This window comes from Roseiflexus sp. (assembly GCF_057785375.1).
Map to the genome: position 1 here is coordinate 177,305 of NZ_JBYNRX010000080.1, position 13,212 is coordinate 190,516.

At 62.8% G+C, this 13,212-nt stretch carries 14 protein-coding genes; 7 read left to right on the forward strand and 7 right to left on the reverse strand.

Going from position 1 to position 13,212, the window contains the following annotated elements; all coding sequences use genetic code 11:
• A complete protein-coding gene (locus AC3EA7_RS15015) occupies positions 1–1,548 on the forward strand; it encodes a S8 family serine peptidase (protein WP_488614877.1) in 1,548 nt (515 codons plus the stop codon).
• A 62-nt stretch (positions 1,549–1,610) separates the two neighbouring features.
• Here AC3EA7_RS15015 and AC3EA7_RS15020 read toward each other — a convergent pair whose 3' ends face one another.
• The 7 genes from AC3EA7_RS15020 to AC3EA7_RS15050 form a co-directional block, all read right to left on the reverse strand.
• Positions 1,611–1,760, reverse strand: a complete 150-nt coding sequence (locus tag AC3EA7_RS15020; protein WP_488614878.1) for a type II toxin-antitoxin system HicA family toxin — start codon at positions 1,758–1,760, stop codon at positions 1,611–1,613.
• The gene (locus tag AC3EA7_RS15025; RefSeq protein WP_488614879.1) at positions 1,757–1,960 is read right to left on the reverse strand and encodes a type II toxin-antitoxin system HicB family antitoxin; all 204 of its coding nucleotides are present in this window, start codon (positions 1,958–1,960) and stop codon (positions 1,757–1,759) included. Before AC3EA7_RS15025 ends, AC3EA7_RS15020 begins: the two co-directional genes overlap by 4 nt.
• Positions 1,961–2,174: 214 nt before the next feature.
• A complete protein-coding gene (locus tag AC3EA7_RS15030; RefSeq protein WP_488614880.1) occupies positions 2,175–2,666 on the reverse strand; it encodes a heme-binding domain-containing protein in 492 nt (163 codons plus the stop codon).
• Between the two features lie 441 nt (positions 2,667–3,107).
• Complete coding sequence (locus AC3EA7_RS15035; RefSeq protein WP_488614881.1) at positions 3,108–4,016, reverse strand: ferric reductase-like transmembrane domain-containing protein; 909 nt, start codon at positions 4,014–4,016, stop codon at positions 3,108–3,110.
• Entirely contained in the window at positions 4,009–4,962 is a 954-nt protein-coding gene (locus AC3EA7_RS15040) for an FAD:protein FMN transferase (protein ID WP_488614882.1), read from the reverse strand. Before AC3EA7_RS15040 ends, AC3EA7_RS15035 begins: the two co-directional genes overlap by 8 nt.
• 11 nt (positions 4,963–4,973) lie before the next feature.
• A complete protein-coding gene (locus AC3EA7_RS15045; RefSeq protein WP_488614883.1) occupies positions 4,974–5,426 on the reverse strand; it encodes a hypothetical protein in 453 nt (150 codons plus the stop codon).
• A gap of 378 nt (positions 5,427–5,804) precedes the next feature.
• Complete coding sequence (locus tag AC3EA7_RS15050; RefSeq protein WP_488614914.1) at positions 5,805–6,152, reverse strand: PepSY domain-containing protein; 348 nt, start codon at positions 6,150–6,152, stop codon at positions 5,805–5,807.
• Positions 6,153–6,320: 168 nt separating this feature from the next.
• On the opposite strand from AC3EA7_RS15050, the gene AC3EA7_RS15055 reads away from it, so the two are divergent.
• From AC3EA7_RS15055 to AC3EA7_RS15080, 6 genes are all read left to right on the forward strand, one after another.
• Complete coding sequence (locus AC3EA7_RS15055) at positions 6,321–6,641, forward strand: hypothetical protein (protein ID WP_488614915.1); 321 nt, start codon at positions 6,321–6,323, stop codon at positions 6,639–6,641.
• A gap of 176 nt (positions 6,642–6,817) precedes the next feature.
• The gene (locus AC3EA7_RS15060) at positions 6,818–7,501 is read left to right on the forward strand and encodes a response regulator transcription factor (protein WP_488614884.1); all 684 of its coding nucleotides are present in this window, start codon (positions 6,818–6,820) and stop codon (positions 7,499–7,501) included.
• Positions 7,494–8,918: a sensor histidine kinase gene (locus tag AC3EA7_RS15065; protein WP_488614885.1), complete on the forward strand. Its 1,425-nt coding sequence runs from the start codon at positions 7,494–7,496 to the stop codon at positions 8,916–8,918. Before AC3EA7_RS15060 ends, AC3EA7_RS15065 begins: the two co-directional genes overlap by 8 nt.
• Before the next feature lie 376 nt (positions 8,919–9,294).
• Positions 9,295–9,630, forward strand: a complete 336-nt coding sequence (gene cutA / locus AC3EA7_RS15070) for a divalent-cation tolerance protein CutA (RefSeq protein ID WP_488614886.1) — start codon at positions 9,295–9,297, stop codon at positions 9,628–9,630.
• 280 nt (positions 9,631–9,910) lie between these two features.
• Positions 9,911–11,056: a SagB family peptide dehydrogenase gene (locus AC3EA7_RS15075; protein WP_488614887.1), complete on the forward strand. Its 1,146-nt coding sequence runs from the start codon at positions 9,911–9,913 to the stop codon at positions 11,054–11,056.
• A 63-nt stretch (positions 11,057–11,119) separates the two neighbouring features.
• The gene (locus AC3EA7_RS15080; protein WP_488614888.1) at positions 11,120–12,952 is read left to right on the forward strand and encodes a peptidoglycan DD-metalloendopeptidase family protein; all 1,833 of its coding nucleotides are present in this window, start codon (positions 11,120–11,122) and stop codon (positions 12,950–12,952) included.
• Positions 12,953–13,212 lie beyond the last annotated feature (260 nt).

Consider the following 13,212-nt stretch of genomic DNA (forward strand, 5'->3'; position numbering starts at 1 on the left):
ATGATGTCGCTGCGCATCCTGCTCGCTCTGGCGATCACACTGCTTGTGACCTCCGCGTCGCCGACGGACCCCCGTTTCGACGAACAGTGGGCATTGCGCAAAGTTGGCGCAATGTGCGCCTGGGAACGAACCACGGGCAGCGCAGAGGTCATCGTTGCCGTGGTGGATAGCGGCATTGACCCGACTCATCCCGATCTGGCGGCGCGCCTGCGCACCGATGGGCGTGATTTCGTCGATAACGATGACGACCCGCGCGATGAAAATGGTCACGGGACGCATGTTGCAGGCATTATCGCCGCCATTCTCGACAACAACGAAGGGATCGCCGGGCTGGCGCCCAATGTGACGATCCTGCCGGTGCGGGTGATGAATGCACGCGGCAAAGGTTCGGATCGCTCGATTGCCCGTGGCATTCGCTTCGCCGCCGACCAGGGAGCAAAGGTGATCAACCTCAGCCTTGGTGCCACCCTCACGCTCAACGCCGATGAGCCGTCGGCGCTGGTGAATGACGCGATTGTGTACGCTCAGCAACAGGGGGCGCTGGTGGTCGTTGCCGCCGGCAATGACGCTGTGCCGCTGCCTAACGCGATTGCGGTGGACAACCCCGACGTGCTGGTGGTGGCCGCGACCGATCAGCGGGATCGCAAAGCGCCCTTCTCAAACTCCGGTCCGTGGATCGCCGTGAGCGCGCCAGGGGTCAATATCCTCTCCACTATGCCGACCTACGAGGTGTTTCTGACCAGCGATCAGGTGCCACGCGATGAGCGGTTTCGTCGCGATTACGACTATATGAGCGGCACGTCGCAGGCGACGCCGTATGTGGCGGCGCTGGCGGCGCTGCTCTTTTCGGCGAACCCCGATTGGAGCGCGAGTCAGGTTGCAGAGACCATTCGCTCCAATGCGACCGATATTCGTGATTTGAATCCACGCTTTGAGATGGGAACGGGCCGGATCGACGCCTGCAAGTCATTTGGCGGTCCTCCCGCCGAGCAGGCGCCACAGCCGCCACCGCCTCCATCGGCGCCACGCAACGAGACGGCGCTCGGTCTGCTGGCGCTCTGCGCCTGTGGCATCATCCTGGCGCTGGCGCTTGCAACAATTGCGCTCATCGGCGCAGGCCGCCGACGAGCGCCGCGCCCTGCGCCAGCACCCGCTCCCGTGCCGGTGTATGTGCCGCCACCTCCCTCCACGCCGCCGCAGCCGTATCAACCCACGCCGCCGCAGTCGGTTCCCACGCCTCAACCCGCACCGGCAGGCGCGTGGGGGACGCTGGCGGTCGTTGCAGGCGCGGCGCAACCGCGCACCTACGCCCTCAGTGGCGCCGAACTGGTCATCGGGCGCAGCGAAGAATGCCAGATCGTCCTGCTCGGCGATGGCAGCGTTTCCCGCCGTCACGCCATCATTCGCAACAATGGACGCCAGGTGACGGTGGAGGATGCCGGCAGCAGCCACGGCACTTATCTCAACGGCATCCGCATCACTCAGCCAACGCCGGTGCGCCGTGGCGATGTGTTGCAGGTCGGGCAGACGCAACTGCGGTTTGGGTGACATTGACTACAAATCGTCTTCGGTCAGTTCCGTCAGTTTGAGCAGGTGCTGAAGTAAGCCGGTCATGAGCGGTTGATTTCCATGCACTGGCGCGAGATACGCACAGGATTCTCGGGTTTTCCGTAGATATGATGACCGCCTCGAACCCGCAGTAATGTCCAGCCATGCCGCTTAAGCACGCAGATAAATTCCTTGCCGGAGACCCGCTTCATATGGCGATGTCCACGATGCGCGCCTTTGCGTCATCTGGCAGGACCACCGGCTCAACGTCGAACCATCCTTCGATTGCCTCGTACAGATTCTGCGGTAACTCTTCGAAAGTTTCACCTTGCGTGACACATCCAGGCAGCGACAGCGCTCCCGCCCAATGGCCGCCCTCTTCGGCTCCATGAACGATGACTTTGAGTTTCATATCGTTCTCTTCCACTCTCATGAGAGTTTATCCGAAAAATCGCCATGTGACGTGCGGTCGGGCAGGTGAAGTTAATGCCTTCGCCTGCCCAACACACGGAGGCGGAAAAATACTGGCTGCAAAGCCGCTTATACTGTGTCAGATTATGTATGCACGGCCCATGATTCGACAACAATACTGATAACACGTGCGTTGCAGCATATACCCTGCTCAATCACCTGTCGCCGTCCCCTTCCCCCTCCCCGCCGAACGTCGCCAGTAGACCGTTGATCAGTTGCTGCCGTTCAACTGGCGAAAGATTGGCTTCGGGATGAAGCGGCAGGTAGAACCAGGGTGGCATTTCGCCGTTCTGCACGAGTTTCGCTGCATCATCCCCCTCATTATCCGGTCGTCCCCATTCGGAGACGTTGAACTCCTCACGTCCTTGCACAACATCGCGGGTGATCAGCCACGAGGCAGGGGCGATATTGCTGTACCAGGGCCATTTCGTCTCGTTGCTGTGACAGTCGGCGCAGGCGCGGAAGAAAAGTGCGCGCGTCTGCGGACTGTCCCACGTCGGTTCGGCGATAACCGGCGGGTTTGTATGCTCGCGCCCATACGGAATGAACTGGATGAGCAGTAAGAGACCCATCACGCCTGCCAGTACGCCGATGGCGACTCGACGTGGATTGAAAGAAGCTGTTCTGGGTTGAGCATAGGTCGTCATTAGTGTGTTCCTTTCGTTACAAGTTATGGTTTAGGGGTTAGGAGTGCTGTTTTCATGCAGCCCCGCAGTGACCGTCACATCCGCCACCTCCCCTCGCCGCCACCCTCCGCCGCCGCCAAAGACCGGCGCGTACCGCCAGCCGCTCAGCAGTGACCGTCACATCCGCCAAAAACCGGCGAGCCTGGCAGCCCTCCCTCCGCAGTGACCGTCACATCCGCCACCTCCCCTCGCCGCCGCCGCCACCCTCCGCCGCCGCCAAAGACCGGCGCGTACCGCCAGCCGCTCAGCAGTGACGGTCACATCCGCCAAAAACCGGCGAGCCTGGCAGCCCCCCGCAGTGACCGTCACATCCGCCACCTCCCCTCGCCGCCACCCCCCGCCGCCGCCAAAGACCGGCGCGTACCGCCAGCCGCTCAGCAGTGACCGTCACATCCGCCACCTTCAACCTTCAACCTTCAACCGCTTCCCCATCCGCGCCACAAGCACGCGGTAGACGGTCAAAAACAGAACGCTGCCGCCACTTGTCCAGTAGATCGCGCGCGCCAGATCACTCTGGCTGTCGCTGCCGCTCCAAATGCCATGCAGCAACGCCAGCGCGAAGACGGCGAAACTGAGGAAATGGATCAGTCGCCATGCGCGCCGCCCGATCCGGTCTTTGACGTAGAAACTCAAACCAACCAGCGCCAGCCCGTAGAATCCGACCTGTCCCAACCCCACCCACAGCGGCTCATAACCGGCATACTGAAACGGCGCCAGCACCTGAAAGAGCGTCGCCTGCACGTAGCGGTCGCCGAGGAGGATCAGGGCATGAAACAGGGCGAATGCCAGACCGAGCAGACTGGCGTGCTGATGCAGATCGAAGGCAGTTGGTCCGCCGGGCCAGAGGCGCGCCAGTTTGTTGGTCATCAACAACCCGAAAACCATCGAGAGGCATAACAGGATGTATGCGACAAATGCGCTGCTGCGCGACAGATACCAGTACGCCTTTGGTTCTGCGCCGAGCAGCGATGTGCTCAAACCAGGCAACCAGGCGGGCAACGCCACGATTGCTGCAAATGCGCCAAGAATGGCTGCCAGCATAATGCCGATAAAGGTCTGAAACGCCATAGCCGGCGGCATGTCGGCGAATGCGTCGGTTTCGGGCGCGTGCTGTGGGCGTAACGGCGCGCCTTTGACTGCGGCAGGCGTTCCCGCCACAGGTGCGCTACGTTCGACAGGCGCAGCCTGGGTCATTTCACCGACAGGCGCCGTCGTGCGCTCTGCGATCACGGACGATTGCGCCGTCATCGCACGTTTTGCAGCATTAGCGACGCGGATGGCAGCCAGCCGCGCGGCTTTCTCGTCACTCATAGATACCCTCCATCGCTGCTGACTCGCGCCAGCGGAACTGTTCGAGCGTTGTTGTTCGTAGAACGTCGTGTGTTTCGGTAACGATCAGACCGGCAAGCCATGGGCGAACGTCGAGCCACGCCATCCCGGCTGCGCTCCCCAGAATGATGACCACTTTTGCAGCAACTTCCGCCTCGAGCAGAGAAGGCGCAATGATCGTCGCCGCAAGCACATCGGTCGTTGCCGGCGCACCGGTGCGCGGATCGATGATGTGATGCCGTTCGACGCCTCCTTGCCGCCAGCGTCGCACATCGCGCCCCGATGTCGCAATGCCGCCATCCCGCAGCAGCACGACATCGAGCGATTCATCCGGCTGAAACGGGTTGGCGATGCCAACCGTCCACGGCACTCCATCGGCGCGCGCGCCGCGCACGGCGATGTCGCCGCCAGCATCGACGAGCGCCGGCCCGTGCGCCGCCAGCCGCTGCGCCGCTCTGGTTGCCGCCCATCCTTTGGCGACGCCTGCCAGATCGAGGCGCATCCCTGGCGGCAACGCCACTGCGCGCCGCTGCGGGTCGAGCCGGATGGCGCGCCAGTCGCCAGAGCGGGGCGGGACGGTCTGAACCCGCGCCGGAACGCCATCGGCGATCTGCGCGAAATCCCGGTCATAGCCGGTCGCCTCCAGCGCCGTCAACACGCCTGGCGTCACCAGACCATCACTGAGACGCGCCGCCGTGATCGCATCGTTCACCACGTCCCATAGCGTGCGGCTTACCGGCATCCATCCTTCGCCAGCGCGCTCATTGAGCGCCGATAGTTCGCTATCGCTGCGAAAGCGGCTCAGCGTGCGCTCCCATTCGGCGAACCAGTGCGGAACCGCGCGAAGAGTCGTCGCTGCCGCATCGGTGTTGCTGTCGAGAAAGGCGTGCATCTGGCACCCCATGGCACGGAAGGCGATGGACTGCACGAGACCCTCCTCTACCGCGACGACCGCGTGACGACGACTGGCGCCGGTCGCTGCGCCTGAACAGGCGGATTGACGGTCACCGGCGCATTGACTTCGCGCAATGCTGGCGGATTGGCAACGACGACCGGAGCAGGCGCTGCCGGAGCAACCGGCTGAGCGTCAACTGCTGCTGGAGGAACCGACTGAACGCCCGCCGATTCTGGCGGTTGCACAACCGCAATCAGCGGTGGCAGCGTCGGGATGACCGGCGGCTCACTCAACCATGCTGGAGGCGGCGCAACTGCTGCTGGCGGTGGTGTGACTGCCAGCGCCGCCTCTGGAAACGGTTCAGTCTGCGTGATGACCGGGATGTTTTGTGTTGCCAGCAGCGACCATCCGGCAAGCGTCGCCGCAATCGATGCGGCGCTGATAACCAGTTTGAGCGTTTGTACCGGTGTGCGCGCGGGTGTGCTGCGTTGTTTCATGTCGTGACCTCGTGATAACGCTTTGTATGACGATATGTTGATAGTCTGATAAAGCGATCAAACAGATGTTGCACCATAATTACCCGTGTTGACCGTCTTGCGTCCAGCGTTGGCTTCGACAGGCTCAGCCCACGTTAGCCGCCAGGACGCGCTGAATGCATGGGCGTTCGCTTCGACAGGCTCAGCCAACGCTGAACGCGCGAGGTACAACGCCTCTACGGTGTCTGGCGTTGGCTTCGACAGGCTCAGCCAACACTCAACGCGCGACAGGTATGGGAAGACAGGGTGGCGAGAACAGCTGTAGCACGTCAATCTTCCGAGAAACGGCGCACCCTGTCTGTCACCAACGCCTGCTCAGCACAGGCGGCACGATCATTGTCAGTCGTCTTTCTCGTCGTGATCGTCGTTGCGATCCTTGCCCGTTTGATCGGACTGCTGTTCGTTCCAATCATCGTCTTTCTTTGCCTTGTCCAGTCGGGCATAGACCACTGCACCATCCGATACGGCAACATACACTTTTGCGCCATCGGTGAACTTCACTTCGTAGACATCAATGCCACGCTCATTCTCACGCTCGATTTTGCGCACCTGTCCGCCGCCGCGATAGGCGATGGCGATCTGAGCCGCCTGTTCAGCGCTGACCTGCTGCGCCGGAAGCGCCACAGGCTGCACAATCGTATTGGCAAGCACCGTTCCATTCCAGGCATCAACATAAACGGCGCCCATATCAAAGATGACCTCATATGTTGGCGCACCCTGATAGAGCACCAGTTCCGCCGGTTTGATCAGCGTAGCGCCCTGCGCCAGATTCTGCGCAATCGCCTGCGCCTGCTCCGCCGAAACGGGGTATGTCGGCGCGCTCTGCTGAGGCGCTGCCGCCTGAGGCGCTGCCGCCTGAGATGCTGCCGCCTGAGGCGCTGCCGCCTGAGGCGCTGCCTGCTGCGCAATCTGCCGATTTGCCTCTTCCAGCCGCCGGTTTGCCTCGGCAATCTGCCGATTGGCTTCGGTCAGCGCCTGCTGGTAGGCTGTCTCCCGCTCGCGGATGATCGCTTCCACTGCGGGATCGAGCGCAACAGCCGTATCGGTTGGCGCTGCGGTCGCTTCAACAGCGGTTGGGGTCGCCACTGCGCTTGTCTGCGTCAATTGTCCGGCAAGTGCGCCAACCAAAACCAGAACGAATGCGGTCAACGCTGCTGCAATGCCCAGAAGGGTTGACTGTTTCATGTTCAATGCTCCTTGCTCTTCCTTTTCTGATGATATGCTCGGACGAGCGCTGTCGTCTGCATCTGTTATAGCGCCGGTAGATTGGAACTCTCTTGGAATCAGCCGGTTCGTATTCCAATCTTTTTCCAATCTTTTTGCGCTATGCTGATCGTGGTTGAGGTGATGCGATGAAAATTCTGCTGATAGAAGACGATCAACGGCTAGCGCGGCTGATTGCGCGGGTGTTGCGCGACGAACACTATCAGGTCGACGTCGTCCACGACGGGGAAACGGGTTTGGAGCAAGCGCTGCACGGCGTCTACGAGGTGGCGATCATCGACTGGATGCTGCCGGGGCGCGATGGTCCCTCGATCTGTCGCGCAGTGCGTGCGGCGCGATTGCCCACTGCGCTGCTCCTCCTGACGGCGCGCGGTCAGATCGAAGACAAGCTGGTTGGCTTCGACAGCGGCGCCGACGATTATCTGGTCAAGCCATTTGCATTCGAGGAACTGCTGGCGCGGGTGCGGGCGCTTGGACGGCGTTTCACGTTGCAACCGGACGACAGCAACGAACTGCGCATCGGCGATCTGGTGCTCGATCTGCGGCATCATACGGCGCGGCGCGGCACACGCCCGCTCGATCTCACCCCAACGGAATGGAACCTGCTCGAATATCTCATGCGCAACGCGGGGCAGGCGTTGTCGCGCCAGCAGATTCTGGATTATGCCTGGTCCTACGAGCATGACGTTCAACCACAGATGGTCGATGTCTATATCTCGTATCTGCGGCGTAAACTGAATGCCCCCGGCGAGCGCGACCCGATTGTGACGGTGCGCGGCGTGGGGTATCGATTGGAGGCAAGCCGTGTTTAGCGGTCTGCGGTTGCGATTGTCGCTGCTGTATGCGCTGGCAGCGCTCATCTTTGTGGTCCTGATCGGCAGCGGCGCCTACCTGGTGGTGGCGCGCTACTTCTCAGACGTCACCGACCTGGCGCTGCGGCACAAGATGGCGCACGAGTTTCACGCACTCGGCGCACCGCTCCCCCCCGATCTGGTTACTGCCGACCGCGACTGGTCGGTGATCCGCGGAGAGATTGCCCCTCTTCCGTTCGTCCCGTCCAATCCGCAGGTTGAACGGCGGAACGACGAAGAGAAACCCCGACGCAGCGACGATGAAGAGGAACTTCCTCGTGACCTGACGACGCCGGTCGATGCGGCGGAGCTGGCGGCGATCATGGTTTTGCCGCTGGACGCTTCAGGGCGATTGCTCTTCAATCCCAACAATCTCGATCTGCCGCTGTCTCCCGACCGCGACGCGCTGCAAGCGGCGCTGGCAACAGGGAGCGACCTGCGCACGATCACAATGAGCGATGGTCGGCGGGTGCGTTTGTTGACCTATCGCCTTACCCGTTCTAATGGACCGGCGGCGTTGCAACTGGCACGCGAATTGAGCGATCAGGAGCAGGTATTGAACCAGTTGACGGTGGGGCTGATCGGTCTGGGCGCCTTCAGCATGGCGCTGGTCGGTGCGGCAAGCTGGTGGCTGGCGGGGCGCGCGTTGCGCCCGGCGCAGGAGGCGTGGGAGCGGCAGCAACGCTTCATTGCCAGCGCCAGTCACGAACTGCGCGCGCCGCTCACGCTGATTCGCGCCAGCGCTGAGGTTGCCCTGCGCGAAACGCCGCCTGACGCGGCGGATCAGCACGAACTGCTGGGTGACATTCTGGCGGAGAGTGACCACATGCGCCGCCTGGTCGATGATCTGCTGACCCTCACCCGCCTGGACAGCGGGCAGCTCAACTTGACGATAGAGCCGGTCAATCTGGCGGAACTGCTGAGCAAGGTGCAGCGCCAGGTTGCGCGGCTGGGAGAACAACGCGGCATCTCTGTCGTTCTCGAGACTGCCGATGGCACGGTGCAGGCGGATGCTGAGCGCTTGCAGCAGGTCCTGTTGATTACGCTCGACAATGCGCTGCGCTACACCCCATCCGGTGGGCGGATCACCCTCTCGGCGACGCCAGCGGGACGCACGGTGCAGATCACCGTCGCCGACACCGGCAGCGGCATCGCGCCGGAGCACCTGCCGCACATCTTCGACCGGTTCTACCGCGCCGATCCGGCGCGTGGACGAGAAAACGGCAACGCCGGGCTGGGGCTTGCCATCGCCAAAGGGCTGGTCGAGGCAATGCGCGGGCGCATCACCGTGACGAGCGCCGTCGGCGTCGGCACGACGATCACAGTGGCGCTGCCCCGTGAGGGCGAAGGCGATGGTCGCGCGCGACACGCGGGGTAGCACTTATTTCACCGGGTTGCCATCCAACACTGCGTGCTTCCATGCTGGCGCGTGATCACTCTGCAGACGCTGCCAACCGGGTGCGAAGCCATTCCCTTTGTTCCCCTGCCCCCTTCCTTTCAGGTGTCGCGTTGTTGAGCCACGAGAGGAATTGCGACGAGACGGCGCCTCACCCGTACCGGTATTCTGATGCCCAGACGATTGATGCGACGTGGGGATCACCCAACATCGACACGTGTGAGGGTGTTCTCCCCTGGCGGGCGAGACGCCCGCGTTCCTGAGAGAAGTGTGCTCTCCCCCGCCCTCGCACGGTGCGCTGTACAATGGAAGCGTACCACTGGTGGTCATACTGGAAGATAGACCGCAAGGAGACGCTATGAACCTGATTGCTGTGATCACAACCGTCGGCAGCATTGAAGAGGCGCAGAAAATCGCAACTGCCCTGGTCGAGCGCCGGCTGGCAGCCTGTGCGCAGATTTCGCAGATCGAGAGCGTCTACCGCTGGAAGGGCGACATTCACCACGACCCAGAGTTTCGTGTGCTGCTCAAGACGACCGCTGCGCGCTACCGGGAAGTGGAAGAGGCGATCCGCGCGTTGCACTCGTATGAATTGCCGGCGATCCATGCCTTTGCCATCGAGCATGTGTATGCGCCGTATGGCGCCTGGGTCGAGGAGAATACGGGTCCTGCTGCGAGCGAAAGCCCTTGCTAATACCAAGGGGCGTTCAATCAGACAAGATGTTCGGGTATTCGTTGGGCAAGGCGCAACGGTCAACACGCACCGGCAGGCGTGTCGTGGATGCAGACTGCGCATTGGCATCAGCAGCCCCGGCGGGGCTTGCACGTGCGGTACGCGCCGTCGAACTGCGTGCGGTCAGCGCCGTCGAACTGCGTCCTCAGCAAGGGCTTTAGCCCGTAGCGACCCGGAATCCTGCTACGTGCACCAGTAGTATTGGACACATGACCGCGCACGGGAAGGAGGCGGTTTCGCCATGAAACGATTGCGCCACGATGTCAATGTTGCAGTGAGCCTTGTGCTGCTCGTCGCCGCTACCGCTGCCATTCTCACCGGCATCATTGCCGATCTTTGGGACCTGACGGGATTTGTGTATCATACGTATGCCGGGTATGTCATGGCGATCCTGGCGGTTGCGCACGTGGCGCTGAACTGGACCCGTCTGGCGCGCTATCTGCGCTTTCGCCTGATGCGCCCCGCCACGCCGCGCCTGCCTTCCCGCGCCAGATCGCCCGTTTCCACACCGGCGCCCTCTCGGCGCCCATCCGCCGGACGCAATGCGCCGGGCATGCTGCACGCACTGTACACGCGCCGCGGCTTTCTTGGCGCGTTGGCTGGACTATCGGCGGGAGTGGCGCTTGGGCGCAGCTCGCTTCGCGCTCGCCCGGATATACCGTTCGGCACGGATCTGGGCGTCGCGTATCATCAGTGGAGCAAACCAGGAATGCGCGATCTGTTTGGTGCAGTCGCCAACTGGGGCGCGCAGCCGCCGCTGTACAAAACGTATCCAGATGCACCGCGCATCATCCTGCCGCCGCTGGAAGATCGACCAGGACCCGGTCTCGAGGAGGCAATTCGGAAGCGGCGTTCGGTGCGCACCTATACGGACGATCCGCTGACGCTGGCGGAATTGTCGCGGCTGCTCTTCTACACCGGCGGCATCAATGCCGAACGGTTCGGCGTGAAGCTGCGCGCCGCACCATCCGCCGGCGCACTCTACCCGATCGAGATGTATCTGGCCGTTCATCGGGTAAGCGATCTACGCTCTGGCGTCTACCACTACGGCGTCGCCGACCACACCCTTGCGCTGCTCCGCGAAGGCGACATGCGCAGCGCGGCGGTGCGCCAGGGGTTGATGCAGGAGTTTCTGGGCGCATGTCATCTGGTGGTTTACTTTACGGTCATTCTTCAACGCCTGCGCTGGCGCTATCAGGAACGCTCCTATCGCTATGCGCTGCTCGAAGCAGGACACCTGGCGCAGAACCTCTATCTCGTGGCGACATCGCTCGGCATGGGAGTATGCGCCGTCGGCGCCTTCCTGGACGACGAGGTCAACGCGATGCTCGGCGTAGACGGCGAGAACGAAGCGGCGGTCTATATGCTGGCAGTGGGGAAGACATAATCGGGTATAATCCCGAGGGCGCAGGCGATGGCCGCGAGAGACGCACTGTAGAGGCGCCCTGCCGTGGGCGCGCGGCAGCAGGTGCGTCGATTGCGCCGTTTCGTATGGATAACCATTGAGAGCGTCTGTTTTGTGATCCTTCATCGACTGACATATGTTCTGATCGTGCTGGCGCTGGTCGCCTGCGCTGCACCGCCGCCTGCGCCAACGCCGCAGGTGGAAGCGTTGCCGACGCGCCCGCCGGTCAGTGCAGCGACTTCCCAGCCCTCTCTTCCCACACCCTCCCCGACGCTATCGGCAACGCCGGAAGCGCCGCTGCCGGTTCCGACGCCTGCGCCGGCGGCGCTCTTCGACGACCAGCGGCTGACGTATGAACCTGGCTTCTATGCGCTTCAGATCCAGGCGTTCCTCGATGGCCAACCCGGGCCTTTGAAAGGGATCGTCATGCCGGTCGGCGACCGCCAGCATACCTTTGCCGAGGCGTTGACCGGCCAGGCTATCTACTATGGCGTCAACCCGAAGATCATTCTGGCGCTGATCGAACTTCAGAGCGGACTGATCGGCGATCCACAGCCAACTGCCGATCAGTTCGCCTGGGCGCTTGGCTTTCGCGGCGAGAACGGACGGCGACGCGGCTTGCAGGCGCAGGTCCGCTGGGCTGTCAAGGAAATGCTCTATGCGCGGCGAGATTACCCGCAGCGCCTTGCACTGACCTTCGCCGACGGCAGCACAGCGCCGCCGCCGGAAGGCATGTCGCTTGCCGAATACGCCCTGGCGCGGGTGCTCGCACCAACCACTGCGCCACAACGCCTTCCCGCGCTGATGGAGCGGTTCCGCGCAACGTACACGCGCCTGTTCGACGACCCGCGCGTTCCGCCAACCGACCGGTCTCCGCCCTCCCCGCCGTTTCTGACCCGTCCCATCGGCAAAGTCGTTCCGACGACATCGTTCTTCGACCACGGCGGTCCGTTTTTGATGCGTAATAGCTGGGACGGCGTCACCACCTACTGGGGGCGCATCGAAACCGACCCGATCTTCGCCTACAACGGTCACGATGGCTGGGACTACGCCGCAGCGCCGCCCGAACCGGCGCTTGCGGCAGCCGACGGGATCGTTGTGTTCGCCGGCAACGCCGACGATGGCTGCGCCACCCGCGCTGTCGTCATCGACCACGAGAACGACTACCGCACCCTCTACTGGCACCTGCACCGCGTGGACGTTGTAATCGGCGAGCGAGTGGCGCGCGGTCAACCGATCGGCATCATTGGCAATACCGGCTGTTCGAGCGGTCCGCACCTTCACTTCGGCGTTCAGTACCTGGGGCGCAACACCGACCCATATGGGTGGTGCGGTGACGGAGATGATCCCTGGCAAACGCATCCGGCAGGCAATGTGAGCGTCTGGCTCTGGAAGGATCGCCCCTCGCCGTGCGCTCCGCCGCCACAGGGAGGGGTTGCGGCAGACGCCGATCTTCCCGGTTTCGTCACCGTCGGCGAGGGATGGAAAGACGCTCCCACCGGCTACGGCGGGAAGTCGTTGTTTACGGCATCGGTGCGCGGCGCAGGCGGGCGCCCCTGGAAGGTGCGCGCGCTCAGCCCGCCGTCGCTGGCTATCTGGCGCACGGAATTGCCCGCAGCAGGACAGTACCGCGTGATCGCCTTCATCCCCTATGCCGTCAGTCGCTTGGGTGATGCCACCAGAGTGCGCTACCTGGTGCAGCACGCCGATGGCATGGCGGAAGTGGTCGTCGATGCGGCGACCCATGCGAATGACTGGGCGGAACTCGGAACGTACCGGTTTGATGAAACCGGCGCCGAAGTCGTGCTGACCAGCGCCGCCGAGGATGGGATGCTCACCATCTGGGCGGATGTCGTCATGTGGCTTCCGGTCAAGTAAGAAACCTCGCACACAGGCGCAAAGGCTCCGCGCCTGCTCCGTTGATGATAGCTTGTCTTTCTTATCCGACAGGTATTGGGTCCAGCCCGCGCAGGCGGGCTTTGCTTCCCGTAGCCCGCGACTTCAGTCGCCGGGCGGGGAGGCCCGCCAGGCGTGCAGGCGCAGAGCGGGCATGGGCGGGTTGCATTTCAGGACGAATGTCGCACCAGCGCGCCGATTTTGTGGCGCATCAACCACGCCGGTTGATCGGTAGCACCTGT

Excerpts from the sequence above, each read along its gene's own strand:
- AC3EA7_RS15015 (WP_488614877.1), top strand. The coding sequence starts at position 1 with ATGATGTCGCTGCGCATCCTGCTCGCTCTGGCGATCACACTGCTTGTG.
- AC3EA7_RS15020 (WP_488614878.1), bottom strand. The coding sequence starts at position 1,760 with ATGAAGCGGGTCTCCGGCAAGGAATTTATCTGCGTGCTTAAGCGGCAT.
- AC3EA7_RS15025 (WP_488614879.1), bottom strand. The coding sequence starts at position 1,960 with ATGAAACTCAAAGTCATCGTTCATGGAGCCGAAGAGGGCGGCCATTGG.
- AC3EA7_RS15030 (WP_488614880.1), bottom strand. The coding sequence starts at position 2,666 with ATGACGACCTATGCTCAACCCAGAACAGCTTCTTTCAATCCACGTCGA.
- AC3EA7_RS15035 (WP_488614881.1), bottom strand. The coding sequence starts at position 4,016 with ATGAGTGACGAGAAAGCCGCGCGGCTGGCTGCCATCCGCGTCGCTAAT.
- AC3EA7_RS15045 (WP_488614883.1), bottom strand. The coding sequence starts at position 5,426 with ATGAAACAACGCAGCACACCCGCGCGCACACCGGTACAAACGCTCAAA.
- AC3EA7_RS15050 (WP_488614914.1), bottom strand. The coding sequence starts at position 6,152 with ATGGGCGCCGTTTATGTTGATGCCTGGAATGGAACGGTGCTTGCCAAT.
- AC3EA7_RS15060 (WP_488614884.1), top strand. The coding sequence starts at position 6,818 with ATGAAAATTCTGCTGATAGAAGACGATCAACGGCTAGCGCGGCTGATT.
- cutA (WP_488614886.1), top strand. The coding sequence starts at position 9,295 with ATGAACCTGATTGCTGTGATCACAACCGTCGGCAGCATTGAAGAGGCG.
- AC3EA7_RS15075 (WP_488614887.1), top strand. The coding sequence starts at position 9,911 with ATGAAACGATTGCGCCACGATGTCAATGTTGCAGTGAGCCTTGTGCTG.